The organism is Paenibacillus sp. J22FR83 (assembly GCF_059691955.1).
The window spans coordinates 15,656-40,583 of record NZ_JCAUAM010000021.1 but is presented as its reverse complement, the minus strand read 5'-3'; the positions used below and the strand labels follow the sequence as shown (position 1 = coordinate 40,583).

Here is a 24,928-nt window from a genome sequence, read left to right as displayed (position 1 = left end):
ACACATCTTGGCCTATAGCTGAATATTGTACATATATAGAATGGAATTGGAATGGTTGTACAATAACTATTTAAATATTAAACAAATAGTGTTCAAAGATAAAATAATGTTGTATATTTAATTTATGTATTAAACATAAGTGTACAAATTATTCTTGGAGGCAACCACAGATGGAACTCATGATGCGCAATATGTTTCAATCCTTAGGCAAAAGTCGCACAGCCAATCGCTTAGCGAAGAAGTATGGACTTCGTTTTGGTGCAGCACGTTTTGTAGCAGGTGAGACCATTCAGCAATCGATCAATGCCGTGCAAGGTTTGAATCAAGATGGCCGTGTGGCAACGTTGGATCATTTGGGCGAGTTTGTTTATAGCGTGGAGGAAGCGTTGGAATCTGCTGCGATGTGCATCCAAACCCTCGACGCGATTGCGGAGTCGGGTGTTCGCTCCAATTTATCGTTGAAAATGACTTCCTTAGGGCTAGATATTAGTCGGGAGCTTTGCATTAGCAGCATGAAACGGATTCTAGATCGTGCTCGGATGCATGGGAATTTTGTCCGGATTGATATGGAAGATTATGCGCATTGTCAGGTTTCGTTAGATATTTACCGTGAGTTGCGTCAAGAATACGACAATGTTGGGATTGTGATTCAAGCCTATTTGTTCCGCACTGGTCAGGATATCGATGATTTACATGAGCTAGGCGCGAATTTACGATTGGTGAAGGGCGCGTATAAGGAGTCTCCTGAGGTAGCATTTCCCGAGAAAAGTGATGTCGACGAGAATTACAGAGTCATTATTCAGAAACATTTGTTGAACGGACATTATACAGCTGTGGCTAGTCATGATGCGGCGATTATTCAATTCACGAAACAGTTCGTGAGCGAGCATAACATTGGAAGAGATCAGTTCGAGTTCCAAATGCTTTACGGAATCTGTGAAGATTTGCAAAAACAATTAGTGAAAGAGGGCTATCGCGTTCGCATTTATGTCCCGTATGGGGTGGATTGGTTCGGTTACTTTATGAGAAGGTTAGCGGAGCGTCCGGCCAATGTCTGGTTTGTTCTTAAAAACATGTTCAAATAAGCCTCGCATCATTAATAATTGCTTTCTAATCGGAGAGGAGCCATGATACATGACTACACAATCAACGAAGGTAATGCCATACGCGAATGAACCGTTTACGAATTTTGCACAAGAGGACAATAGGAAGGCGATGCAAGAGGCAATCGCGAAAGTGAAAGGCGAGCTTGGTCGCGAGTATCCGCTATATATTGGTTCTGAGAAGATCATGACAGAAGCAAAGATTACATCGATTAATCCTGGTAATGTGGATGAAGTCATCGGTTACGTCAGTAAGGCGGATCAGGCATTGGCTGAAAAAGCGATGAACACCGCGCTCGCAACGTTCGAGTCGTGGAAAAAAGTTCCTGCCTGCGAACGGGCAGAGTATTTGTTCAAAGCAGCTGCGCTTATGCGTGAGCGCAAGCATGAATTCTCTGCGCTGATGATTCTTGAGTCTGGCAAAAACTACGTAGAAGCTGATGTCGATACCGCAGAAGCGATCGATTTCATCGAGTTCTACGCGCGGGAAATGATCCGTTTGAGCGAGATCAATGAGACACAACCGTTGGTTCGCATTCCTGGCGAGAATAACCAGATTTCCTATATCCCACTTGGTGTTGGCGTTGTGATTCCTCCTTGGAATTTCCCGTTGGCGATTTGCGTGGGGATGACGGTTTCTGCTGTTGTTTCGGGGAATACGGTACTGTTGAAACCAGCATCTACGACACCTGTTATCGCACATAAATTCGTCGCTTTGATGGAAGAAGTGGGGCTGCCCGCGGGTGTCATTAATTTCATCCCCGGCAGTGGCGCTGAGGTTGGCGACTACTTGACGACACATCCGAAAACACGGTTCATTTCCTTCACGGGATCGAAAGAAATTGGCTTACGGATCAACCGCTTGGCTGCTGATGTAGCTCCCGGACAAATATGGATTAAGCGAGTCATCGCTGAAATGGGAGGCAAAGACGGCATTGTCGTCGACGAAACGGCGGATCTTGACGCGGCAGCAGCTGCCATTGTGGCTTCTGCATTTGGCTTCCAAGGGCAGAAGTGTTCCGCAGGTTCTCGCGCTATCATCGTAGAATCGGTCTACGATGAAGTGGTTGAGAAGGTAGTCGTTTACACGAACAGGCTACAAAGCGGTCTGCCGGAGTTAAACTTCGCGGCAGGTCCGGTAATTGATAAAGCATCGTATGAGCGGATTTTGGACTACATTGAAGTTGGCAAGAGCGAAGGTACGCTGTTGGTTGGCGGCGGCAAAGCGGAAGGGAATGGCTATTACATTCAGCCAACCGTGTTTGGTGATGTAAGCGGCAAAGCTCGCTTGATGCAGGAAGAGATCTTCGGACCTGTTCTTGCGATTGCGAAAGCCGCGGATTGGCAAGAAGCGATTGCGATGTACAACGACACAGAGTTCGGATTGACGGGGTCGTATTTCTCCACGGACGAAGATCGCATCGCAGAAGCGTTGGAGACCGTTCATTGCGGCAACTTGTACATCAACCGCAAATGTACAGGAGCACTTGTCGGCGTGCACCCTTTCGGTGGGTTCAACATGTCGGGTACCGACTCCAAGGCAGGCGGCTATGACTACCTGATGCTTTTGACGCAAGCGAAGTTGACTTCGCGTAAGGTATAAGGAGAGTAACCCAACAAAGCGTGTTAGTATGGCCCCACTTCGGCTGAAGTGGGTTTTTTATCTTTGAAACGACTCTATACTCTCCATCAAAAATGCCCTTCGTTTCTCAATAAAAGAAAGAATGAATTCTCGCTCATCTATAAATATTCCCTCGTTGTTTTTTTTACTAGACTCAAGATGGATAAACGGATGAAGCAATTGCTGCAGTGAAATAATTTCTGGTTCCATTGCCTTCTCTGTAAAATGTTCGCGAAAAATGACATGCAAAAGACTGCAATAGGATGAGCGAAACGAAGGCACATCCAAGATACGCGCAGTGAGAGTATTAAACCCCTCTATCGGAAGATGCGTATGTTTGAGTATGCGTCCGTTCACATTTCTCCCCCAGGTTGCATCGTAATCCCATGGAATAATAGTAAACCGTTTTGTTTCTCTATTTCGGTATAAAGCGTAATTATGAATAAAGCCGTCGAAGTTTTGCGTGCATACGGCACCCGCTAACCACAGAAGGTAATTTTCGACATCCAACAACTTTTCAATTTCAGCCTCGAATTGAGCAACTGGGGTTGTGTTGATTTTATAAATAAACGCGCGTAAATCAGCATCGTCTGCATCGGTGCCACATTTTCTCATATACCCTTCTTCAAGGGAGTCTTTAACATCAGAGGTTCTAGGATCAAGAAACGAGAAATTGGCATTCGAATTAATGGCATAATAAATGGGCCCGTCCGACAATTCTCTTGTTTGTAAAAACCGATCATCTACAGATTCAAGCTTCAAATATATACCAGCAAATTGCTCATTAATAGAAAGCAGCACATGGTAGGTTTGAGGTGATAAGGTGCCGATACGGGAAAAAAAGTCTAAGGAAAGCTTGTTTCGTATGAATGAGGGGTCTGCATATTCGGCATTGAGATGAAATTCCCGTTCTCCTTTGTAAGCCATTGGTGAAATGAACTTGACCTGAAATGATTTTTTGGGGAATTTACGGGTATGTGAGCCACGATATGCCAGCTTTATTTGATATTCATCTTGATCAATACGAAGTACTGCTGGGATCCATAGTTCTACATGCATGTTTTTGTTTAATTTTTCGAGGTGTTTGGGGATTAAAGTAATGTGTAAATGTTGGATAGAAAGTCTATCATGGAAGTTCATTCTGCCACCTCTTGAAGTTGTATTTTTACATAATATAGTATTAAGATTTCATGCAAAATGTCACTCTATTAGGGAGATGTTTGTTTTCTCTTTTAGCCCTCGCAATACAAATTCCAACTCATAAACTATTAAATAAAGAGAAGAGGTGGAAGAATTGGAGCGGTTAAATAAAGAGGAACTTAAGCATGTCGTGGATTCGATTGAGTCTGAACTTCAAATTTATATGAGTAATAATCCCGGGAAATCGAAATCACATGGTTTTACGACAACGTCCACGACATCATGTACGACAACGTCCACATCAAAGTGTTGTAAAAGAGGGCCTAGAGGGAAGAGAGGGCATAAAGGGAAGAGAGGAGCAACTGGAGCAACTGGAGCAACTGGAGCAGCAGGAGCAGCAGGAGAAGCTGGAGCAACAGGTGCAACAGGAGAAGCTGGAGCAACAGGTGCAACAGGAGAAGCTGGAGCAACAGGAGTAACAGGAGAAGCTGGAGCAACAGGAGTAACAGGAGAAGCTGGAGCAACCGGAGCAACAGGCGAGGCTGGAGGGACAGGGGCAACCGGATCGACAGGATCGACCGGAGCAACCGGGGCAACCGGATCGACAGGATCGACCGGATCGACCGGAGCAACCGGATCGACTGGTGCAACTGGAGCAACTGGAGCAACCGGATCGATTGGTGCAACTGGAGCAACTGGAGCAACCGGATTGACCGGAGCAACCGGAGCAAGCGGAGCAACTGGATCGACCGGATCGATTGGTGCAACTGGAGCAACCGGAGCAACCGGGGCAACTGGATCGACCGGATCGACCGGATCGACCGGAGCAACTGGATCGACCGGATCGACCGGATCGACCGGAGCAACTGGATCGACCGGAGCAAGCGGAGCAACTGGAGCAACCGGATCGACAGGAGCAACCGGAGCAAGCGGAGCAACAGGACCAACCGGACCAACCGGATCGACTGGTGCAACCGGAGTAACCGGATCGACAGGAGCCACCGGATCGACTGGAGCAACCGGGGCAACCGGATCGACTGGAGCAACAGGAGCAACTGGACCGACTGGAGCAACAGGAGCAACTGGACCGACTGGAGCAACTGGAGCAACTCCAACTAATTTTACGAAAGTTCTTAATTTCGGTGGAAATAATGCAGGGTTTCAACGTTTAGCAGGGTCGCCTGGAGCGCTTTCCAATAGGGTACCTTATGTCGATGCTGCGAATGGAAGCGTTGTTGCTTTTTCAGGAGGAATAGATGTAAATAACTTACCTGCTGGAACATATCTTTTCCAAGTATGTTTTGATGTTATTAATAATGCAGCGGCACCGTTAGCAGCTAACATCATATCTACAATTACGCTTACTACTACGGCTACCCTTACTGGAACCTTAGTTTTCTCAATTAGACCTACAGATGTAGGAGCACAGCCCGTGCGTCTATCGAATGGTGCTGCATATGCAGTCACACCAAGTGCTACAGTAACATGGACCAGTAATATAGCTGGTAACCCCGTCACAAGAAACGATGCAATCTCAGTATTCCTAAATATGAACGTTACACAAAATGCCGTTTACTCTGTGTATATTTCATCTGCTGTTTAAATTAGAAAGGACCGTCTTAGGCGGTCCTTTTCTGGTTTAATAACTTATGGTTAACAACTTAATAAGGTAATCTGTGTAGATTGCCTTTTTATGTTGTTAACTACTTAAATTACTTAAATTACTTAAATTACTTAAATTACTTGAATTACTTGAATTACTAACCTGTCGAGCCCCACAGTTAATCGAACAGTTGCCCACATGGTGCGGATTTGAGATAATGCTCATAGTGTAATTAGATGAATAGGAGTGAGAGACGTGGACAAGCAGCAGCAACAAACGAAACAAACTTTAGTTTTTATTGGATCTTACGCCGATGCAAGTAATCCGGGGGTATATACGGCACAATTTGATACAGAAACAGGCAGCTTGGCGCTTACCCATAATGTGACGGGCCTTCAAAATCCAACTTTTCTAGCGGTCGATGCAACAAATTTGCGATTATACGCACTAGGTGAAGGTGTTGGTTCAGAAGGGCAGAAATGTGGAGCAGCCAGTGCTTACACCATCCAGCCAGTAACGGGTGAATTAACACTACTTAATCAAAAAAACACGTTGCCTGCGACAACATGTCACATCCAGCTAGACAACATGAATGAAGTCGTAATGGTTACGAGTTATCACGGTGGTATGGTCGGATTAACACCAATTCTAGCCGATGGTCAGTTAGGGAATTCAGCTGATATTCAGCAGCACCATGGTGCGAGCCTACTTCCCGTACAGGATCGGCCGCGAGCGCATTCCGTTTTCGTTGATCGTGCAAATCGTTACATAGGTGCATGTGATTTAGGCCTTGATAAAATTATCCTGTACAGACTCGATCTCGCCGCTAAATGTCTGATTCCACATGGTGAAGTGTCTGTCTCTCCTGGGTCGGGGCCGCGCCATTTTGCCTTCCACCCATCATACAAGTATGGGTATGTGATTAATGAGCTTGGTTCCACGGTCACAGCATTCCGTTATGATGAAGAACACGGTAAACTAACTGAAATCCAAACGATTCCAACTCTACCAAGTTCCTACGATGGCGAAAATGCTTGCGCTGATATCCATATATCCCCAGACGGACGTTTCCTATATGGATCCAATCGTGGCCATGATAGTATCGTTGTTTATGGGATTAATGAGCAAACTGGAGAACTATCTGTCGTAGAACATGCACCAACTTTAGGGAAGCACCCACGAAACTTTGGGATTTCCCCAGATGGAAGATTCGTCCTGGTAGCTAATAAAGACTCCGACAATATTGTAAGTTTTGTACGGGATGAAGCGACCGGTAAGTTAGTTCCGACAGGTAGCGTACTTGAGATGTCACAGCCAGTATGCATCAAGTTCCTTCCGGTACAATGACTCCATTTACCGAGCGAGTTCTCCAAGTTATTCGATCTATTCCTGAAGGCAAAGTTATGACCTATGGTCAGGTTGCTAGGCAAGCAGGAAGTCCTAGAGCTGCACGGCAAGTTGTGCGAATTTTGCATGCAATGAGTAAGAAGCACAGACTCCCCTGGCATAGAGTACTCAACGTTCGTGGAGAAATTGCGATTCAAGATGGTGAAGGTGCACAGTTGCAGCAGTTTTTGCTAGTATCTGAGGGTATCCATGTTACGGACGAGTTGACAGTATCTCTTGCGGAATATCAAGTTCAATCGGAAGCAGAATGAATGAGCATGATCTAGGCTTCGTCTAGTATACTTTAAAACAAATAAAATGACATTGGTCGTGAAGCACACGCCGTTTTTATCATGGTTACTGAGGAATGGGTCCTTTCAGTTATCGTGATGAGAGCGGCGTGTTGTTTTGTGTCCACTTAAAGAGAGATGGCTAATGAAATTTGAACAAGCATGCGCAGCGTTGTTCTATCGACACTCTCTTGGCTGGAAAATTCTATATCCTCCCTGAAAGCGTTTGCGATACAATGTGAGCATGGAGGTGTACGTTCATGAAAACCATGCTATACAAACTTACGCTGAAGAAGCGCATGTGGGTGTCGTTCGTTCTGCTGATTGCCATCTCGATCGCGGCGACAGGGGGTCTTTCTTATAATATAAGTGCGCGCGTCATTGAGCGGAACACGTTCCAGCTCAGCCAGGATAATCTAAACACTTCTGCACGTGTTCTGGATGAGAAGGCGAAGCAGATTCTCGTATCGGTGTTGAATATTATGATTTCACAGCCGTTTGTCCAGATGTCGAAGGACTCTGCCGCTGGCAAGAAAGATGGCTACTACGGTCACATGACGGCGATGAACTCGGCGTTCACGCAAGCGAAGCTGGCAGAGCCGTCGATCGAATCGATTTTTATTGCGACGCCGATTGGGGAGTTCTATTCTGCCAGTTACTATCGGAATCAAGGCTACTCTTTCTACGATTCGCCTCTGTACGATAAGGCGCAACTAACCAAAGAGCCATTCTGGGTCGAAGGGCATGAAGATCTTCTTTTTCAAGGGAAAGATCGCGTTATTTCGTTAGTCATGAAATCGATTAGTGATAGTCCAAACATGTATTTCGTTGTGAATTTGAACGAGAAGGCGATCCAAGGCATTCTGTCCGACCGGCATACAGAGAAGGAAGATCAGAATTTGTTCCTTGTGAATCGGAATGCTGCAAGCGTGCTATTGAATCAGCCGAATTTACCCAAGAGTTATGACAAAGATTTCCTTGAGAAACATATTGGGACGAGCTTGAGGGGTCATTTCGAGGTAGGGATCACGGAGGAATACGACCTAATTAACTACGCGGCTTTGCAATTCAATCCGGACTGGCTGTTGCTCAGCGTCCAATCGAGATCTGATCTGCTCAAGGATTTGAGCTGGATTCAATGGGCGACCGGCATCATTATGCTCGTCTGCATCATTATGGCGGTACTGGTGTCGAATGTGCTTTCGGCGATTTTGTTGAAGCCGCTGTATCATCTGCAAATGCTGATGAGTAAGGTAGGACGCAATGATCTGTCTGTTCGATTCCAGAGCCACTATCAAGATGAGGTTAGTCAGGTAGGCCATAAATTTAACAGCATGCTGCTGGAAATCAATGAACTCATCGACGAAGTGAAGGACGCTGAACGAGAGAAACGCAAGTCCGAAGCCAAGGCGTTGCAGGCACAGATCTCACCGCATTTTTTATATAACACACTCAATACGATCATTTGGAAAATGGAAACCGGCGAACTGGACAACTCCAAGTCGATGGTCATCGCCTTATCTCAACTCTTCCAATTGGGTCTCAATCAGGGGGAAGAATGGACGACGGTCGAGAAAGAACTACGTCATGTGCGGCAGTATTTGACGATACAACAGCTGTGCTATGAGGAGCTTTTTGACTTTGAAATTGTGGTAAGCAGTGATACCAGCCTAGCGCTGCCCATTATGAAAATCATGCTGCAACCCTTAGTTGAGAACAGTTTGCTTCATGGGTTTAAGCATATGGAATCTGGTGGTAAGATTCGTATCGAACTTACATCCGATAATCAACAGCTGCATATTGCTGTTGAAGATAACGGTTCCGGCATGGATGCAGATAAGCTGCAACTGAGCCTGAATCAACCTAACACAGAGAAGAACGGTTATGCGCTTCGGAATGTCTTCAACCGCTTGCAGCTGTATTATGGCGGCGAGGCAACGATGGTTCTCTCGAGTGAGCCTTTTGAAGTGACAAAGGTGTATATAACGATTCCGATTAAGGGGGATGTCTAGCATGAGTAGGGCTGATATAACACTTTGTGTCATTGATGATATAAGAAGTGTCGTTCGAGGGATCGCTGATTTGATCCAAATCGACACTCATGGTGTGCAAGTAGTAGGGACAGCAGGAAACGGAGAGGACGGCTTGCAAATGGTTTTGGAGCTGAGGCCGGACATCGTACTAACCGATATTCGGATGCCGCGCATGGACGGCTTGGAGATGACCAAAGCGATTACGGCAGTGATGCCCAATTGCAAAGTAATCCTGCTCAGCGGTTATACCGATTTCGAATATGCGCAACAGGCGCTTCGTCTGGGTGCGTTCGATTTTATTGCAAAGCCGTTCCTGAAAACGGCAATTGAAGCGGTTGTGCAGAAAGCGAAAGAACAGATTGAGCTGGATCGTGTCCATTTTGCTAAACAAAGCGAAATGGAACGCCAAATTAAGGAAAGCATGCCGCTGCTGCGCCAAGAATATTTGCATCTGTTGCTGCGTTACAACGCCAATGAAGCCAGACTGAAGGAGCGTTGGGACTATTTGAAGCTCGATCTAAATCGGGAGCGCCTCGTCATTATGTGCATTGAAATCGATGGCTTTGCGAAGCAAGTGGATACCCATGGCATTCATGACGTGGAACTGGCCCGTTTCGCAGTCAAAAACATCCTCGAAGAAACACTCGCTTCGGCCACGAAATCCATTGTATTCCGGGAGCAATTGAGCGGCTTTATTTGTTTGCTAAATGTACCAACTCATTTAGAAATCGTTACGCTGGCTGAACAGTGTCGCGAGCATATGCTGAACTACTCACGCTACACGATCTCGATCGGTGTCGGACTTGAGGCCAGAACGATTCACGAGCTGCCCCAATCTTATCAGCAAGCAACGGAAGCCTTGTCCCACAATTTCTATTCAGGCGGGAATAGTGTTTTCTTCTATGAAGACATACAACATCATGCTGCTGCACGTTCTAGACATAGTGCCGAGCAAGAAAAAGAGTTGTTCAATTACTTGCGTATGGGCAATAAAGAGAGAGCACTGCCTCTTCTTCAGAGCATTGTACATAGCTATTCGGGGGTACAACCTAGCAATGTGATGAATGTGTGCCATGAGCTAGGGCTGCTTATGCATCGCATTTTCGCTGAGAAGATTACGATGCCAAGCGGGATGGACGAGCTGACAACGAAGCTGGATCTTCTAAAAAAGGGAGAGCGCTTGACGCTGCGTGAGTTAAATGAATTACTCGATCAATTGGTTTCAGCAGGTTGCGACGCTTTGCAGAAGCAGCGTGAGCTGGAAGCGGATTCGGTCATCGCCCAGGCGATTCACTATATGAGAGAGAATTTGGACAAGAATGTAACGGTCACTGATTTAGCGAAGCATGTGTATTTGAGCGGCAGTTATTTTGCGAATCTGTTCAAAAAGGTGACAGGGACGACGCTCATCAATTACATGAACGGACTACGAATCGAGAAGGCGAAGGAGATGCTCCTGGATGATAAGCAGGTGCAAGAAGTTGCGATTCATCTGGGATACGAGGATCGTTCCTACTTCACAGACGTGTTCAAGCGACATGTCGGGATGACACCGACGGAGTTCAAGCAAGGCTATAAACCGTCCTAATACAATCATATTTTCCTAGTGAATAGTGGTTTTACCCTCCTCACAGCTAGAGTGAATTCGCTTACACTTTAGAAGTAAACACATGGGAAAAGAAAAGGGAGGCCAACCATTTATGCGTAAGAAACCGTTTCATCTCGCTGCATCCGCAGCTCTGCTAGTCACCTTATCTGCTTGCGGGAGCAGCCATACAGCGGATACATCTGCAAGCCCTGCAGCAACAGCTGCAGCAACAGCAGCGGCAAGTTCCGCAGCGCCAGCAGCAGCAGCAGCCGGCCCCAAAACAAAGCTAACTTACTGGACGAACGACCGTGGTGCATCGGATCATATCAAAGCGGAGATCGCGAAGTATAATGCCGAGAATAAGGACAATATCGAAGTAGAAGTCACGATCATGGCTGACAACTATGAGCAATCTTTGGATGTTGCTTTCGCTAGTAATCAAGCACCGGACATTATTAAGACATCAGGCTCTAATTTTGCCCCGTTCATCAAGAAAGGCTACTTAGAACCATTAGATACCTACATGACCCCTGAATTCAAAAACCGTTTCAAGAACCTCATCATCGACGACGGGAACCGTGTGGATAATAAAATTTACTCTTTACCGAACTATGGTATCACTTGGCGCCTTATCTATAACGTCGATCTTTTCCAAAAAGCGGGTATTACTGCACCGCCGAAAACGATCAATGAATTGGTCGAGACAGCCAAGAAGCTTACCGTTGCTGGGAAGGATATTGGTGCGTATGGCTTCGCAGGTAACTTCAAAAATAACGGCGGCTTTGGCCGGTCCGCTTCACCGATTGTCGCGCTGAGCACAGGGATCCTGGATGGCTATAACTTCAAAACAGGCAAGTTCGACTTCGCCAGTCAAATTCCAATGCTCGAGGCTCTGCGCAAAATGAAGCAGGATGGCAGTATGATTCCTGGTTTTGAACTACTTGATATCGACCCGCTCCGTGCACAATTTGCGGAAGGTAAAATCGGCATGTACATCAACCATGCGAGTGAGCCAGGTGTATACAAGAACCAATTCCCTGCCAAAATCAAATGGAGTGCGGCCCCGCTTCCTACGGTAGATGGCACAATCAATGGCGCTTCGCCATTCTCAAATGCGACGGTATGGCTCGCGATGAGTGCGAAATCGGCGAACAAAGCGAAGGCGTGGAAATTCATCGAAACGATGTACGGTCCAGAAGTGTTGAAAACATACCAAGAGGATAGTGTAGGGATCTCCGCTGTACCAGATGTGCTGGCTGTTGCGAAGAAACCAGGATTCGCGAATATGGACTTGTTCCTACCTAACAAATATGACGCCTTGTTCCCAGTTGTCCCAGCAGTGACGCCAGAAGGTAAAAATTTGGGCGATGAAGCCTTGCGATACATCCTAGAGGGCGGTGATGTGAATAAAATAACGACAGATTTGTCTACACGCTATAACGCCGCTTTGGATAAAGCTAGGCAAACAGGTACGACCAAGAATCAACCCATGCCTGACTTTGATGCCAAAAATCTGCAAGGCAGTTTAGTTAAATAAGATCACGCTAGGAGAGGAAGCTATCCGCCTAAAACCGTGTGTTTGAAGCGGGTAGCTCTTTTTCTCAAGTAGAAAGGAGCCTTGCATTGATGAAACGTAAGCATGCGCTTGCCCCTTATATCCTTACATTTCCGAGTCTTTTTCTGACCTTGGTGCTTAGCATTTACCCGTTAGGGTGGGCCATGCGCTATATGTTTTACAGCTATCCTGGCTATGGGGCTAAGACATTCAATGGCTTAGATAATTTCAGAAGACTCTATGAGGATGAGACTTATTGGCAATCTGTTATCAATACCTTGGTGTATGCTGGGGGCAAAATCATTCTAACCTTACCCATCGCCTTAGTGCTCGCCGTGATACTTAATGGGGCTTTGCGTGGACGACATCTGTTTCGTGCAATTTATTTTCTACCAACGGTCATTAGTACAGCTGTCATGTCTGTCGTCTTCTACGTTATTTTCAATTCGTATAATGGGATTCTCAATCAATATCTTGTGAAATACGGTATTATCCATTCGAATATCGATTGGCTGGGAACGAAGTTCGCCATGCTCACGATGATTATCATCGCCGTTTGGGGTGCCATCGGGAATTATATGCTACTGTTCCTCGCCGGATTGCAAAATATACCGCAGGACGTCTACGAAAGTGCCGCTATTGACGGGGCAAATGGTTGGAAGAAATTTATTTACATCACTGTCCCTATGTTAGGCCCCGTGCTGCAAATGATCGTACTACTCGCCATAACAGCAGCCTTAAAAGGCTATGAGAGCATTATGGTGTTGACCGAAGGCGGGCCCATTGGCAAAACAGAAGTCATGTATCTTTACGTGTATAAGCTCTTCTTCCCCGTATCGTCGGCCGGCGGTGCTGTTCAGCAGCAAATCGGTTACGGGAGTGCAGTTGGTTTCGTATCCGCGCTGATTGTAGGCGTTGTAACGTTAGGTTACTTCTACTTATCTAAACGCTTGAATCAAATTAACGAATAGGAGGAGAGGTAGTCATGCAGACGGTTCCATCTCGTATAACGAATAGCTCAACAGCATCGGTAGCCTCCTATGTCTCGCTATTCATTGCGAAGCTGGCGGGTAAGCTCATTCTATGGGTATTCCTGCTTCTGATTGTAGTGTTCACCTTATTTCCGGTCATCATGGCTGTGCTCGGTTCTTTCAAAACGAATGCGGAAGTAACCACAGGCGCCACATTCTGGCCATCCGTCTGGCAGTTCTCCAATTACATGAAAGCTTGGAAGGGTGCGAATTTCGCTCATTTTACGATGAATAGCTTATTCGTTAGTATTGCAACCACAATAGGTAGTCTACTTGTAGCTTCGTTAGCTGCTTATGCCGTGGATCGACAGGAGTTTACGGGGAAAAAAGTCTACGTAGCGCTGCTCGCGTCCACGATGTTCATCTCGATCGGCGCAGTTGTCCTGCGCCCGCAATTCGAATTGATGGTGCATTTGAATCTGCACAAGTCCTTATGGGGCGTTGTGATCATTCTGATCAGTGGTCATGCAGCTACCTTCTTTACGCTGATTGGTTTCTTCAAAGGGATCCCGAGAGATCTAGATGAAGCAGCGAAGATTGACGGCTGCAGTGTTTATGGCATTTACTGGCGGATTATCCTGCCACTACTGGCGCCTGGGCTAGGCGTTGCGGGGTTATTCGTTTTCCGCAATGCGTGGAACGAATATATACTTCCTTTGGTGTTCACGATGACGAAGCCAGCACTTCAAACGCTGACCGTAGGGTTAGCCAGCCTGCGTTATGGCACCTCGGCCGCTGCAGAGACGCACATTATGCTTGCTGGCGCGTGTATGTCCATTTTGCCAATACTCGTCGTGTATATCCTTGCGAACAAATCGTTTATCAGCGTCACAGCAGGTTCGGTTAAAGGATAGTTCTTGCGGAAAAGGAGAACGTGATGAAATTTTATGTGACCAATGCGGAGCTGCGTGAAGCGGCTGGGACGTTTATATCATTTTTTCCTCTACGTGTGGAACCCATTGTGGAGAAAGCTGAGCATGCCTGTGAGGGTGAGTTTAAGCTTCCTTATACCATGGCGGCCGAGGCGTGGATCGATCATGGTGTTCAGCCTGATTGGCTGTATAATCCTACAGAAGACTTGGAATATACATGGATTCTCAATCGGCACTGGCATCTGCGCGACTTGGGGATTGCTTACTTGCTCACAAATGATGAGCGGTATGTGGAAACGTATAAGCGGCATATCACGGGTTGGATCGAGCAAAATCCAATGTCAACCTCGCTCACTTACGAGTACATAGTGTATTTCCAGCGACCTGGTCCGTGGAGGTTGCTTGAAGTGGGATTGCGTGTGCAATCCTGGGTTTGGAGTTATATGATGATGAGCCATAGTGCATTGCTAGATGGTGATTTTGAAAAGAGGTGGCGCGACAGCCTAGCTGAGCAGGCTACGTTCCTGTCGAGGTATCTTGGAGAAACCTCGATCAATCATGCGACCATGCACATGCAAGGGTTGTTCATGGTCGGTACGTTTCTCGCCGATCGTGCGGAGGCGCCGTATTGGCGCCAGCTTGCGCGCGAGCGGCTTATGCTTTGTCTGCACGATCAGATTCGTGCGGATGGGATTCAAAATGAGCTGACACCGCATTATCATACGGCAAGCTTAGATATGTTTGGAACGCCGTTTCTTCTGGCGAAACAGACGGGCCGACCTTTTCCTAACAGCTATTTAGAAAAGCTGAAATCGATGGTGGCCTTTAGCGTAGCGACAATTCGGCCAGATGGCAAGGCAGTTGCGTTATCTGATTCGGATAGCGGAGATCAGGTAAGAGAGAAAATCGGCATCATAGGCGCGATTTGCGAAGATGAAGCGATCTGTCTGCAAGGCGAGATCAGTGAGGAAATGCTCTGGTTGTTAGGATGCGAGAAGTTTGCCTATTGGCTGGAGCGGATGGGAGGAGCGGTGGAGGAAATTCCATCAACCGCTGCCTTCCCAGATTCGGGTTATTATGTGTTGCAAGATGCGCAGCAGTATGTGTTCTTTGATGCAGCGCCACTAGGCGGGGCACATGGTCATGCGGATGCGCTGCATGTTGAATGGATGCATAGGGGGCGTTTGATATTTGGAGATTCAGGCCGATACACGTACCAAGAAGGCGAGTGGCGGCGGTATTTCAAAGGAACTTCGGCGCATAACACGATTACGGTTGATGGGCTCGATCAGACGCCGTACATCTCGACGCAGCAATGGGGAGAGCCGGAAGCGACGGTTACGGTTCATCGCTGGGTGTCTTGCGATACGTATGATTTCATTGATGCTTCGCATCAAGGCTATACGCGATTGAGCGAGCCAGTTATTCATCGGAGATGGCTACTGATGGGGAAAGAGTTGCCGTTCCTCCTTATTGTGGATGGATTGGATGGTGTAGGCACGCATGATATTCAGCAGTTGTTCCATTTATCCGATGATGCTAGGGTGATGGTTTGCGGTCATCGGGGCGATGAGGTTTTAGAAGCTGAGATTTCATACAAAGAGGAGCTTGGAAAGACATCGGGTTCACGGATGTATTGGGCGGGCAGTGCAGGGGCTAACGCGTCTATTGCTACGACAGAAGGTTGGAGATCTGATCATTATGGCACGAAGCAAGCGATCCCCGTGCTAGCGTACCATCAATCTTTTACACAAGGAGCGGTTATCGCTACGTAATGTTTGCCTGATGGTGATACGAATGAACGTAAGGCGAAGAGGTTGGGGCTTTTGAAAGTGAAAGAGGTGGAAGGTAGTGTGGAAATTCAGTTCATTCAATCCGGCGAAGGTCAGGTGGCGATCAGGGTGGATCAACAAGGTGTTTCCATAGATAGGAGATGAGTATTAAGCGGATGCAAATGAGAGGAGGGGATTAATAGGAATAATGATTGTAAGCGCTTTCTATATTGTTGGAGTACTCATTTGAAGGAGGATATTAGATGCGAATACCGTGGGGTTTAAGCAAAATGAATGTCAGGATCGTCTTGTTGTTGTTCACTTCGTTCGTGATAAGTACACTGTTTGCAGTTTCAAACATCGCACATGCGGATACGAGTCGGGAGCAGGTTTCATTGAATGGGGTGTGGGACTTTTACCCGAATGGCGGAGCAACCCGCTACGATATTACGGTCCCTTCCTATTGGGATACATCTGCTGGCTTTGGGTACCCAACATCATGGAATACACTGAATTATGGGGTGTATAAAAGGAATTTCACGGTGCCCACATCAATGACAGGGAAGGAAATCTTCCTAGACCTCGAGAATATCGGCCCGCTGTCCAAAGTATTCGTTAACGGCACACAACTAGCGACAGAAACAGACGGTTACTTGATGACGAGACTGCCGTATAAGTTGGATATTACACCTCTGGCTATTGTTGGGGGGACGAATACATTAGAAGTACGTGTGTGGGGTTACTATGCGCTGCCAGCCGATGCGAAGGATGCAGGTGGAAAATCTCTATATCCCATTGGCGTGGACAATCAGAGTTGGGGGCAAGGTCGCGGGATCAACGATGACGTAGCGTTAGTGGCGTATCCCAAAGTATTTGTTTCAGATACATTCGTCATCACCGATTTGAAGAATAACACGTCACCTTCCGACGACGAAATAACGGTGAAAACGACGGTGACGAACGCGACAGCGATCAGCCAAACGGTCACAATCACAAATAGCGCTCAGCTCGTTGGCGGTAGTACAGAGAAAACGTTCTCTGACCAAACGGTGACGGTGGCAGCCAATAGTTCCCAAACGGTGACATGGACCTCTGTACCTTGGACGAATGCGAAATATTGGTGGACGCACGACCCTAAGCTGTACAATTTGAACACGAGTCTTACTCAAAGTGCGATCACGATCGACAGCTTGGCAACGCGATTTGGTTTTAGACAATTTGCCGTAAACACGAATTACTATCAGCTCAATGGTATCAAAACGAATCTCCGCGGAGATGCGCTGCAGTTCAACTGGGCAACGGGTAGTGGGCATGGCGCAGCATATAGCTCATCGCAATCATATGCGAATGCGAGCATTGCCGAGGTTAAACTAACCATGGATGAATGGAAAACCACCTACAATGTTGCGCGAACGCACATTCACGGAGGGATCAAGCAAGTATACGACTATGCGGATGAAATCGGCTTACTTCTCATTGATGAGACGCCTTACTGGCAGTATCACAGTGTGCATAGTTATACAACTGATGCAATGGATCACATTACGAAATGGGTTAAACAATGGGTGAATGCGAGGAAGAATCATGCAAGTATTGTGATCTGGAGCGGAGGTAATGAAAATTGGAGTTCAACGAGCAACAATACGACAATTTTGCATCCAACCATTGAAGCAGCGATTAAATCAATTGATACTACAAAACCAATTATTCAGGATGATTTTACAACGACTGATCAAGAGAATCATCACTATACGGGCGGTTACCAAATAGGCTGGTTGAACAATAGCACGATGTATGGACTGTACACGAACAATAGTACGAAGCCGAAAGGCGAGGGGGAAGCCTATACACCTTCGGGTGGATGGCCGACACTCAATGCCAATGGTACATATAATTCAACGTTGGCCAAGGATATGTTGAACGATAATCTCGTTTCACAGGCGGTTTGGCATCGTGCGGCAGATCGGATGACCAGAGCAATGCGGTATGCAGGCTTTGCGGATATTCGCTATTATGCGAATTGGATCTATGCTTATGAAGTGACGGAGGATACCTTGTATCCGACGTGGTCAGATATGACGGAACCCGGTTTGAAACCGGTAGCGATAAGTCGACCTGTTTTTAACGCGTATGATCCAGCGAAACCAGCCTTTATCAAATCAGACTCGTATGAGTACACACAAGATACGTATTCGCCGGTTGCTGCTTTTGACAAGGATGGAGATAAGAATAATTTAATAGGTGTTGCACCTATCGTATTTACGGGCGGTACGGCAACGAATCGGACCATTATTGTCTATAACGATGAACAGCGGGACGGAACGAGCGTGGATGTGATTTGGGAAGCGGGATATTTGAATCCCGTGAATGGCACTTACACGAGTTTCCAAACGGGTACATTGAATGTCTCGGTGCCGTATGGCAACAAAGTGGAGCAAGCGATTTCGTTTACGCCGCCTACAGGTGTTTCAGCGCAATGGCTGCAATTGAAATTAACGGCGAAGAAGGGCACGATCACGAAGTTCCAAGAAACGAATCGGCTTGGCGCATTGGGGAGCATCCCAGCTGCGAAGATGGATGTACCAGCTAGCATCAACGTTGGTGTTAAGAATGTGACGAACAGTTCACAAAAGCACAAATTGAAGATCGTCAATAAAGGCGGCGGTTTAAGCACGAATTGGACGGTTAGTGGTCAAGGCGATTGGCTAGAACTTTCCCAATCCTCTGGAAATTTGCGAGGGGAGCGGGAGATCTATTTTACGATTAATACGTTCGGTTTGGCGCCGAATTCAAGTTACTCGAAGACTTTAACGTTCAGTGAAGCAGGCGGTACATCGGATACGGTTACGATTAGTTTTCAAACAGATAGTAATCCGGGCACGACAAGCTCCAGTTCGGTCACACTTCTGAGTGATGATTTCGAATCTGGCGCAGCAGCAGGGTGGTCGACAACGGGCGGAATGTGGGGCGTCATCACAGATGGAACGAAGGTATACACCCAGTCGAATACCGCGGTGGGTGGAGCTACTGCTTTTATTGGTGACAGTACGTGGCAGCATTACAGCGTCTCAGCGAGGCTCAAAGCGGATGCCTTCGATGCAGGGAATTACGCGGGGATTGGAGTTGTTGCACGGTATGTGGATAGTAGTAATTATTACGCATTCATGTACTACAAGCTGACGAATACGCTGAAAATCACGAAGCTGGCTGCCGGAGTCGCAAGTGATGTTGTGACGATGCCTTATACACTTAGCACAGGCACTTGGTATGACTTCAAAGCTGTTGTTAACGGGTCCACACTGGAGTTGTGGGTGAATGGGACGAAGCAGTTGACGGGGACGGATACAACGATTCCTTCAGGCAAAATCGGCATGTACGCTCATCGGGCAAATGCCAAGTTTGATAATGTGAGCGTGGCGCCTATTTTCGGTGATGATTATGAGTCAGGATCAGCCTCAAGCTGGGCAACAACTGGAGGCACATGGAGCGTTGTGACGGATGGTACGAAGGTATTTAACCAGTCGAACAATGCGGCTGCTAGTATCAATGCGTATTCCGGACTGAGTACTTGGCAGAATTATTCGGTTGCCGCAAAAGTCAAAGCTGACAGCTTCGATGCCGGCAATCTAGCTGGACTTGGTCTTATCGCACGACGTGTGGATGCGAACAATTACTATATATTTATGTACTATAAGTCCACGAATAGTCTGAAGATCCTCAAAGTCGTCGGCGGTACGCCTACCGACCTCGTCACCGTGCCATTCACATTCACCACGGGGACCTGGTATGACTTCAAAGCTGTAGTGAATGGCAGCACGCTAGAATTCTGGGTGAACGGAACGAAACTGCTGACAACGACGGATACGAGTTTCACCTCGGGGCAAATTGGTCTTTATTCGCATCGGGCGAGCAGCAAATTTGATAATGTGAATATGTACTAGTCGTAACTAGGAGAGGCCTCTTCTACCTTTATAGGGTAGGAGGGGCTCTTTTTTCGCCCAAAAATCTGAAAACAGCACGCAAAGAGTTACAAAGTTTCCAAACCGAGAATAGACTACTGTAATACAAGGCCATACGGACAGGAGGCATGTTATGAGTGACAGAACCCTTTATCTCTTCGATGGCATCAATAAGACCTCTGTAAAACTGATTGTTGAGCAAATTATGAAACTTAATCAATGGGATGACGACAAAGATAAGAAGGAAAAGGATTATAAACGCCTGCCGATCGACCTGATCATAAATAGTAACGGAGGCAGTGTATACGATGGTTTTGGTCTAATTAATGTGATGGAGAATAGTAAAACCCCCATTCACACCTATGTATACGGCCTAGCGGCAAGTATGAGTCTGCTGATCGCAGTTAGTGGGCATAAAAGGCACGCAGGCAGATTAAGTACATTTATGTACCACTCCGTTTCTACACATATTGATGGTCATTTGGAGCATTTAAAGAATCGCGTGGATGAAACGCAACGGTTGCAGAACATCTATGATGAATGTATGTTGTCCCGAACGAACCTGCAAGCAGATGAGCTGGATCGTGTGAAGGAGCATCAACGGAACTGGTACATGAGTCCAGAAGAGGCATTAACTTATGGCATCATTGATAGTATCGTATAGGAAAAGTGGGAGAGAAGCCCAAGGGATTCTCTTTTTTCTTTGTTTTTTCTGGGCATTTGGTGTTTAATTGAGAGAAAGAGACAAGGGGCGGCAACTGCTGTTTCCGAAAGTAAAGGAGAACCTACTGTGTACAAAATTGTATTTTTTGATATTGATGGTACATTAATTAATGAGGACAAGCAGGTGCCAGCAAGCACCGTTAAAGCGATTCACCAACTGAAAGAGAGCGGAATTGAACCCGTTATTGCAACTGGACGAGCACCGTATTTCATCAAACCATTGGCTGAGCTGCTAGGTATTGATTCTTATGTATGCTTGAATGGTGGCTATGCCGTTTACAAAGGAGAACCTCTGTATCACCGTGTCATCGCCAAGAGCGCAATCGAGGCTTTAGTAGAGCTAGCGGCTACTCACCAACATTCGCTTGTATTTGAGGGGCAGCACACATTTGCGACAGATGCGCAAGATCACCCTTTTGTACATAGTTCTGTATCCTCTTTGAAAGTTGATTTGCCAAGTTATGATCCGCATTTCTGGAAATCCAATGATATTTATCAAATTTTCCTGCACTGTGAAGCCCAAGATGAACATTTGTATGAAGGGCTGAATTCGGAGTTTAAGCTGATCCGTTGGCACGAACATGCGATGGATGTCCTGCCAGCTGGCGGGTCCAAGGCGCAAGGCATTGCCGCGATGCTAGAATTGATTGGATTGAAACCTGAAGATGCGGTAGCATTCGGTGACGGTCTGAATGATATGGAAATGCTTTCTTATGTCGGCTTCGGCATCGCAATGGGGAATTCGCATAAGGATTTACTGCCATACGCTGATCATGTGACGACTCATGTAGATGAAGAAGGCGTACGGAACGGCCTTGTTACAGCAGGACTACTTTAAGACAGAACGCTAATAAATAGGGTGAATAGGATGAAAATTGCTTTTTTTGATTCAGGTCTAGGTGGAATCACAGTTCTGAACGAAGCCATGAAGCGCATGCCTCGGGAAGATTTTGTCTATTTGGCAGATACCGCACATGTTCCCTATGGGGTGAAATCGAAAGCTGAGGTTCTAGGCTTCGTCAAGCAATCCGTCGATACCATTATACAAGAAGATATTAAGGCGCTTGTCATCGCCTGTAATACAGCAACGAGTATTGCGATTACGGAGTTGCGGAGAATTCATCCCATCCCCATTATTGGGATGGAACCCGCGGTGAAGCCAGCGGTAGAGATGAATCGTTCATCAGGCAAAAGAGTGCTCGTATTCGCCACGCAGCTTACACTTCAAGAGGCGAAATACAGAGAGCTCGTATCCCGTATTGATGATATGGGGATGGTGGATTCTGTACCACTTCCGGAGTTGGTCCAATTTTGTGAAAATCTACTGTTGGATGGTCCGCAAATTGTCGATTATTTTAGGACCAAATTAGCTCCATTTGATCTAAGCGCATTCGGTACGGTAGTCCTCGGTTGTACACATTATCCTTTTTATCGCGGGATTTTAACTCAAATCTTACCGGACCATATTCAAATTGTTGATGGAAGCAAAGGGACTGTCAATCACTTGATGCAAGTGTTGCAGGACAGCGATCAGCTGCAAGGTACGGGGAATGGACAGGTGAAATGGATGTGCTCCAGCTTAGATGACACCTACATACAGAAGATGGCAAAGGCGCTTGCCTTCCTGCAAGCCATCTAAATAAGAAAGCAGTTCATAACTAGCGTCACTAGTTACGAACTGCTTTTCTTCATGTCGTGTATTAGATACGGATCTCGAGCAACTCGTAGCTTATAATGCCCATAGGTGCGTTCACCGTAATGACATCGCCTACCGACTTATTCATGAGGGAGATGCCGAGTGGACTTTCATACGAAATTTTATTTTCGTTGACATCCGCTTCTTGCGTACCAACGATTTTGTACTCGATTTTCTCAGCAAATTCAACATCATTCAATACAACCGTGGAACCAACTTGCACTGTGGATGTGCTCGTATTCGTTACTACTTTGGCCTTCTTGAGCATTCGTTCGATTGTAAGAACGCGTGTTTCCATAAAAGACTGGTCATTCTTGGCAGAATGATATTCACTGTTTTCCTTCAGATCGCCGTATGAAATCGCTAATTTAATACGTTCTGCTAATTCTCTGCGCTTCACAGTTTTCAAATCTTCAAGTTCTAGCTCTAAACTGCGTAAACCCTCAGGGGTCAAAATGATTTCATCATTGGACAAAGTCTAGCACCTCGTTTCATTCGATAATAGCTATACTACTAAAGTCCTTGAGACAAGTAAAGTAATCGGCTCCAGGAATTTGTGATGACGAATTGACGGCTGAAGATTCCTCCCGCATTTTTATAATATTACCAAATAAAGGTGAGAATACCTTTAAATTAATAGACAATGATTTCTCCAGCTACTATACTAACATAGCGTGGAGTGATTTCTGCGCAATTCGTCGTACATGCAATGGAAATTTTTTTTGCACAGGATTGTAATGTCCAGCATACAAAATGGGAAAGTGTGACAACTTCATGAGGGTAAACAGAAGAGTAATTTATATCACTTTTATTATTGTAATTCTGTTATTGATTACGAACAATAGCTCCTATTATTGGTATGCGAAATCCCTGTTAACACAGGCTATGTCTGAACAGATGGCAACGACAGCGAATCAAATCCGAACATCGATTGAGCAATCGGAAGCGGGAGCATTCTTTGTTGAGGATCTGATTGGGGAACAATTGCGATCTGCAGCGATATTTGCCAAAGGCAAACTGGATCCAGACATCGAGAAGGTGACGAATGCACAGCTAAGCACACTTGCTGTGGAAGCAGGTGTCGATGGATTTTCGCTCATGAAGCGAAGTGGCATCGGCGATGATATCATGGTTGGTAAATCCTCTGATCCCAATGAACTTACGCTCACAAGCACAATTACGTTCGGGTATTGGTTTACCGCTTTTGACCAACTGATGAAAAATCACAATGTTACGATACCCGAAGGGCAAAAACTTCCTAACTTTTGGGCGGGAATTTATGAAGTGCCGGCTTCGGGCACGAGCGATGTTAGTAAATTTGGCTATTATCATGATGGGGAAACGAATTATATTATTTGTGTGTTTGTTAATGCAGATAAAATTCAGAAGTTCAAGGATATTATAGGTGCGGATACGATTGTCAAAAAAACGCTGGCATCCAATCCCGATATTCTAGAAATTTCCGGATTAAACGGGATCACATTCGGTACGAAGCCGAAGGAATATACGAGACCAAATGGCATAAAGTATATTTCCATTTACGATCGTCCTGTATTATTCGGTACGCATAATATCACCCACGAGAATGATAATGCGAATTTCAAAAGGGCGATTCAGGACAAGCAACCCGTAAGTGCCGTTGAAAGCTACGAGGGCAGTCCAATTTTAAAGACATTTGTGTATGTGCCGATTAAGGAGCGAAAAACAGAAGTTCAGCGAGAAATTCCCTATGTGATCACGATTGTTTCGGACTACAAATCCATTCAGAAAACATTGAATGACCAACTTATTCGGGTCGCACTAATCATTGTCCTGTTTACCGTATTCAGTTGTATTCTGGTCTTGCTAGTATTCCGGTTCATTTCAAAATCGCGTGAAACAGCTGTTCAGTCCACACAAGAGATGTATATTCAAAATGTAGACCTCATGTTTGCAACAATTCGTAGTCAACGGCATGATTTTCTGAATCATGTTCAAACTTTGTATGCATTATTGACCAACGGGGAAAAAGATGACCAATTACGCTACATGGAAGAATTGATCGAGGAAATTAATAGTGTCAATGATATTATTCGAATTGGTCAACCCGCGATTGCTGCATTGATTCAATCGAAGATCACGCTGGCGATGCGAACCAAAGTGTCTTTTACCTATGAATTTATTGGTTTGGATGGGTTATCCCTCGGCGTGAAATCCGTTGATCTCGTAAAAATTATCGGTAATCTCATTGATAATGCCTTCGATGAAGCGAACAAATTCCCAGTTGACGAGCGAGAAGTTTCTGTGAAAGGCTGGAAGGAATCGAACAATGTGAAGATTTCCGTGAAGAATCGAGTGAATCCATCTTTTAAATTAGAAAATGAGAAGGATTTGTTCGCAATCGGTTATAGCACCAAGTTAGAAGGTGGTCATCAAGGTCTTGGGCTACCGGTAGTGAAGGAACGTGTTGAGTATTATCGTGGAACGATTGAAGTTAAACTGGAGGAAGGCTTTATTTGCTTTGAGCTATCAATTCCGATGCAGTAGTTACGAAAAAATCGCTATTTGGTCACCCAA

18 protein-coding genes are annotated in these 24,928 nt (G+C 45.9%); 16 read left to right on the top strand and 2 right to left on the bottom strand.

Annotated elements, in window-relative coordinates; genetic code table 11:
* Nucleotides 1-170: 170 nt before the first annotated feature.
* Together AC58PV_RS29400 and pruA are read left to right on the top strand one after the other, a co-directional pair.
* The gene (locus AC58PV_RS29400; protein ID WP_497436352.1) at nucleotides 171-1,085 is read left to right on the top strand and encodes a proline dehydrogenase family protein; all 915 of its coding nucleotides are present in this window, start codon (nucleotides 171-173) and stop codon (nucleotides 1,083-1,085) included.
* A 49-nt stretch (nucleotides 1,086-1,134) separates the two neighbouring features.
* Entirely contained in the window at nucleotides 1,135-2,706 is a 1,572-nt protein-coding gene (pruA, locus tag AC58PV_RS29395; RefSeq protein ID WP_497436351.1) for an L-glutamate gamma-semialdehyde dehydrogenase, read from the top strand.
* 57 nt (nucleotides 2,707-2,763) lie between these two features.
* On the opposite strand, the gene AC58PV_RS29390 is transcribed toward pruA, so the two are convergent.
* Nucleotides 2,764-3,864, bottom strand: coding sequence for a CotH kinase family protein (locus AC58PV_RS29390; protein ID WP_497436349.1), 1,101 nt, complete (start codon nucleotides 3,862-3,864; stop codon nucleotides 2,764-2,766).
* Nucleotides 3,865-4,018: 154 nt separating this feature from the next.
* On the opposite strand from AC58PV_RS29390, the gene AC58PV_RS29385 reads away from it, so the two are divergent.
* From AC58PV_RS29385 to murI, 13 genes are all read left to right on the top strand, one after another.
* On the top strand, nucleotides 4,019-5,467 hold the full coding sequence (locus AC58PV_RS29385) for a collagen-like triple helix repeat-containing protein (RefSeq protein WP_497436348.1): 1,449 nt from the start codon (nucleotides 4,019-4,021) through the stop codon (nucleotides 5,465-5,467).
* Nucleotides 5,468-5,722: 255 nt separating this feature from the next.
* On the top strand, nucleotides 5,723-6,814 hold the full coding sequence (locus AC58PV_RS29380) for a lactonase family protein (RefSeq protein WP_497436347.1): 1,092 nt from the start codon (nucleotides 5,723-5,725) through the stop codon (nucleotides 6,812-6,814).
* Nucleotides 6,811-7,125 carry an MGMT family protein gene (locus tag AC58PV_RS29375; RefSeq protein WP_497436444.1) on the top strand — a complete coding sequence of 105 codons (315 nt, stop codon included), beginning with the start codon at nucleotides 6,811-6,813 and terminating at the stop codon, nucleotides 7,123-7,125. Before AC58PV_RS29380 ends, AC58PV_RS29375 begins: the two co-directional genes overlap by 4 nt.
* Nucleotides 7,126-7,403: 278 nt before the next feature.
* Nucleotides 7,404-9,155 (top strand): sensor histidine kinase, encoded by a 1,752-nt coding sequence (locus AC58PV_RS29370; protein ID WP_497436346.1) that lies wholly within the window; start codon nucleotides 7,404-7,406, stop codon nucleotides 9,153-9,155.
* Between the two features lies 1 nt (nucleotide 9,156).
* A complete protein-coding gene (locus AC58PV_RS29365; RefSeq protein ID WP_497436344.1) occupies nucleotides 9,157-10,764 on the top strand; it encodes a response regulator in 1,608 nt (535 codons plus the stop codon).
* 112 nt (nucleotides 10,765-10,876) lie between these two features.
* The gene (locus AC58PV_RS29360; protein ID WP_497436343.1) at nucleotides 10,877-12,301 is read left to right on the top strand and encodes an ABC transporter substrate-binding protein; all 1,425 of its coding nucleotides are present in this window, start codon (nucleotides 10,877-10,879) and stop codon (nucleotides 12,299-12,301) included.
* 89 nt (nucleotides 12,302-12,390) lie between these two features.
* Nucleotides 12,391-13,290, top strand: coding sequence for a carbohydrate ABC transporter permease (locus tag AC58PV_RS29355; RefSeq protein ID WP_436242525.1), 900 nt, complete (start codon nucleotides 12,391-12,393; stop codon nucleotides 13,288-13,290).
* A gap of 14 nt (nucleotides 13,291-13,304) precedes the next feature.
* Nucleotides 13,305-14,204, top strand: a complete 900-nt coding sequence (locus tag AC58PV_RS29350) for a carbohydrate ABC transporter permease (protein ID WP_497436342.1) — start codon at nucleotides 13,305-13,307, stop codon at nucleotides 14,202-14,204.
* A 23-nt stretch (nucleotides 14,205-14,227) separates the two neighbouring features.
* Complete coding sequence (locus AC58PV_RS29345; RefSeq protein WP_497436341.1) at nucleotides 14,228-15,997, top strand: alginate lyase family protein; 1,770 nt, start codon at nucleotides 14,228-14,230, stop codon at nucleotides 15,995-15,997.
* A 260-nt stretch (nucleotides 15,998-16,257) separates the two neighbouring features.
* Nucleotides 16,258-19,935, top strand: coding sequence for a 3-keto-alpha-glucoside-1,2-lyase-like domain-containing protein (locus AC58PV_RS29340; RefSeq protein WP_497436339.1), 3,678 nt, complete (start codon nucleotides 16,258-16,260; stop codon nucleotides 19,933-19,935).
* A 151-nt stretch (nucleotides 19,936-20,086) separates the two neighbouring features.
* Nucleotides 20,087-20,617, top strand: a complete 531-nt coding sequence (locus AC58PV_RS29335) for an ATP-dependent Clp protease proteolytic subunit (protein ID WP_497436338.1) — start codon at nucleotides 20,087-20,089, stop codon at nucleotides 20,615-20,617.
* A 126-nt stretch (nucleotides 20,618-20,743) separates the two neighbouring features.
* The gene (locus AC58PV_RS29330; RefSeq protein ID WP_497436337.1) at nucleotides 20,744-21,514 is read left to right on the top strand and encodes a Cof-type HAD-IIB family hydrolase; all 771 of its coding nucleotides are present in this window, start codon (nucleotides 20,744-20,746) and stop codon (nucleotides 21,512-21,514) included.
* A gap of 30 nt (nucleotides 21,515-21,544) precedes the next feature.
* Nucleotides 21,545-22,315, top strand: coding sequence for a glutamate racemase (gene murI, locus AC58PV_RS29325; protein ID WP_497436336.1), 771 nt, complete (start codon nucleotides 21,545-21,547; stop codon nucleotides 22,313-22,315).
* 61 nt (nucleotides 22,316-22,376) lie between these two features.
* Here murI and greA read toward each other — a convergent pair whose 3' ends face one another.
* A complete protein-coding gene (greA, locus tag AC58PV_RS29320) occupies nucleotides 22,377-22,847 on the bottom strand; it encodes a transcription elongation factor GreA (protein ID WP_497436334.1) in 471 nt (156 codons plus the stop codon).
* Between the two features lie 299 nt (nucleotides 22,848-23,146).
* Between greA and AC58PV_RS29315 the strand changes: the two genes are divergently transcribed.
* Nucleotides 23,147-24,898, top strand: coding sequence for a sensor histidine kinase (locus AC58PV_RS29315; RefSeq protein WP_497436333.1), 1,752 nt, complete (start codon nucleotides 23,147-23,149; stop codon nucleotides 24,896-24,898).
* The last annotated feature ends 30 nt before the right edge of the window (nucleotides 24,899-24,928 follow it).

What these genes read in the sequence shown, in the direction of transcription:
- AC58PV_RS29400 (WP_497436352.1), top strand. Translation starts at nt 171, where the DNA reads ATGGAACTCATGATGCGCAATATGTTTCAATCCTTAGGCAAAAGTCGC.
- pruA (WP_497436351.1), top strand. Translation starts at nt 1,135, where the DNA reads ATGACTACACAATCAACGAAGGTAATGCCATACGCGAATGAACCGTTT.
- AC58PV_RS29390 (WP_497436349.1), bottom strand. Translation starts at nt 3,864, where the DNA reads ATGAACTTCCATGATAGACTTTCTATCCAACATTTACACATTACTTTA.
- AC58PV_RS29375 (WP_497436444.1), top strand. Translation starts at nt 6,811, where the DNA reads ATGACTCCATTTACCGAGCGAGTTCTCCAAGTTATTCGATCTATTCCT.
- AC58PV_RS29370 (WP_497436346.1), top strand. Translation starts at nt 7,404, where the DNA reads ATGAAAACCATGCTATACAAACTTACGCTGAAGAAGCGCATGTGGGTG.
- AC58PV_RS29365 (WP_497436344.1), top strand. Translation starts at nt 9,157, where the DNA reads ATGAGTAGGGCTGATATAACACTTTGTGTCATTGATGATATAAGAAGT.
- AC58PV_RS29360 (WP_497436343.1), top strand. Translation starts at nt 10,877, where the DNA reads ATGCGTAAGAAACCGTTTCATCTCGCTGCATCCGCAGCTCTGCTAGTC.
- AC58PV_RS29355 (WP_436242525.1), top strand. Translation starts at nt 12,391, where the DNA reads ATGAAACGTAAGCATGCGCTTGCCCCTTATATCCTTACATTTCCGAGT.
- AC58PV_RS29350 (WP_497436342.1), top strand. Translation starts at nt 13,305, where the DNA reads ATGCAGACGGTTCCATCTCGTATAACGAATAGCTCAACAGCATCGGTA.
- AC58PV_RS29345 (WP_497436341.1), top strand. Translation starts at nt 14,228, where the DNA reads ATGAAATTTTATGTGACCAATGCGGAGCTGCGTGAAGCGGCTGGGACG.
- AC58PV_RS29340 (WP_497436339.1), top strand. Translation starts at nt 16,258, where the DNA reads ATGCGAATACCGTGGGGTTTAAGCAAAATGAATGTCAGGATCGTCTTG.
- AC58PV_RS29335 (WP_497436338.1), top strand. Translation starts at nt 20,087, where the DNA reads ATGAGTGACAGAACCCTTTATCTCTTCGATGGCATCAATAAGACCTCT.
- murI (WP_497436336.1), top strand. Translation starts at nt 21,545, where the DNA reads ATGAAAATTGCTTTTTTTGATTCAGGTCTAGGTGGAATCACAGTTCTG.
- AC58PV_RS29315 (WP_497436333.1), top strand. Translation starts at nt 23,147, where the DNA reads ATGAGGGTAAACAGAAGAGTAATTTATATCACTTTTATTATTGTAATT.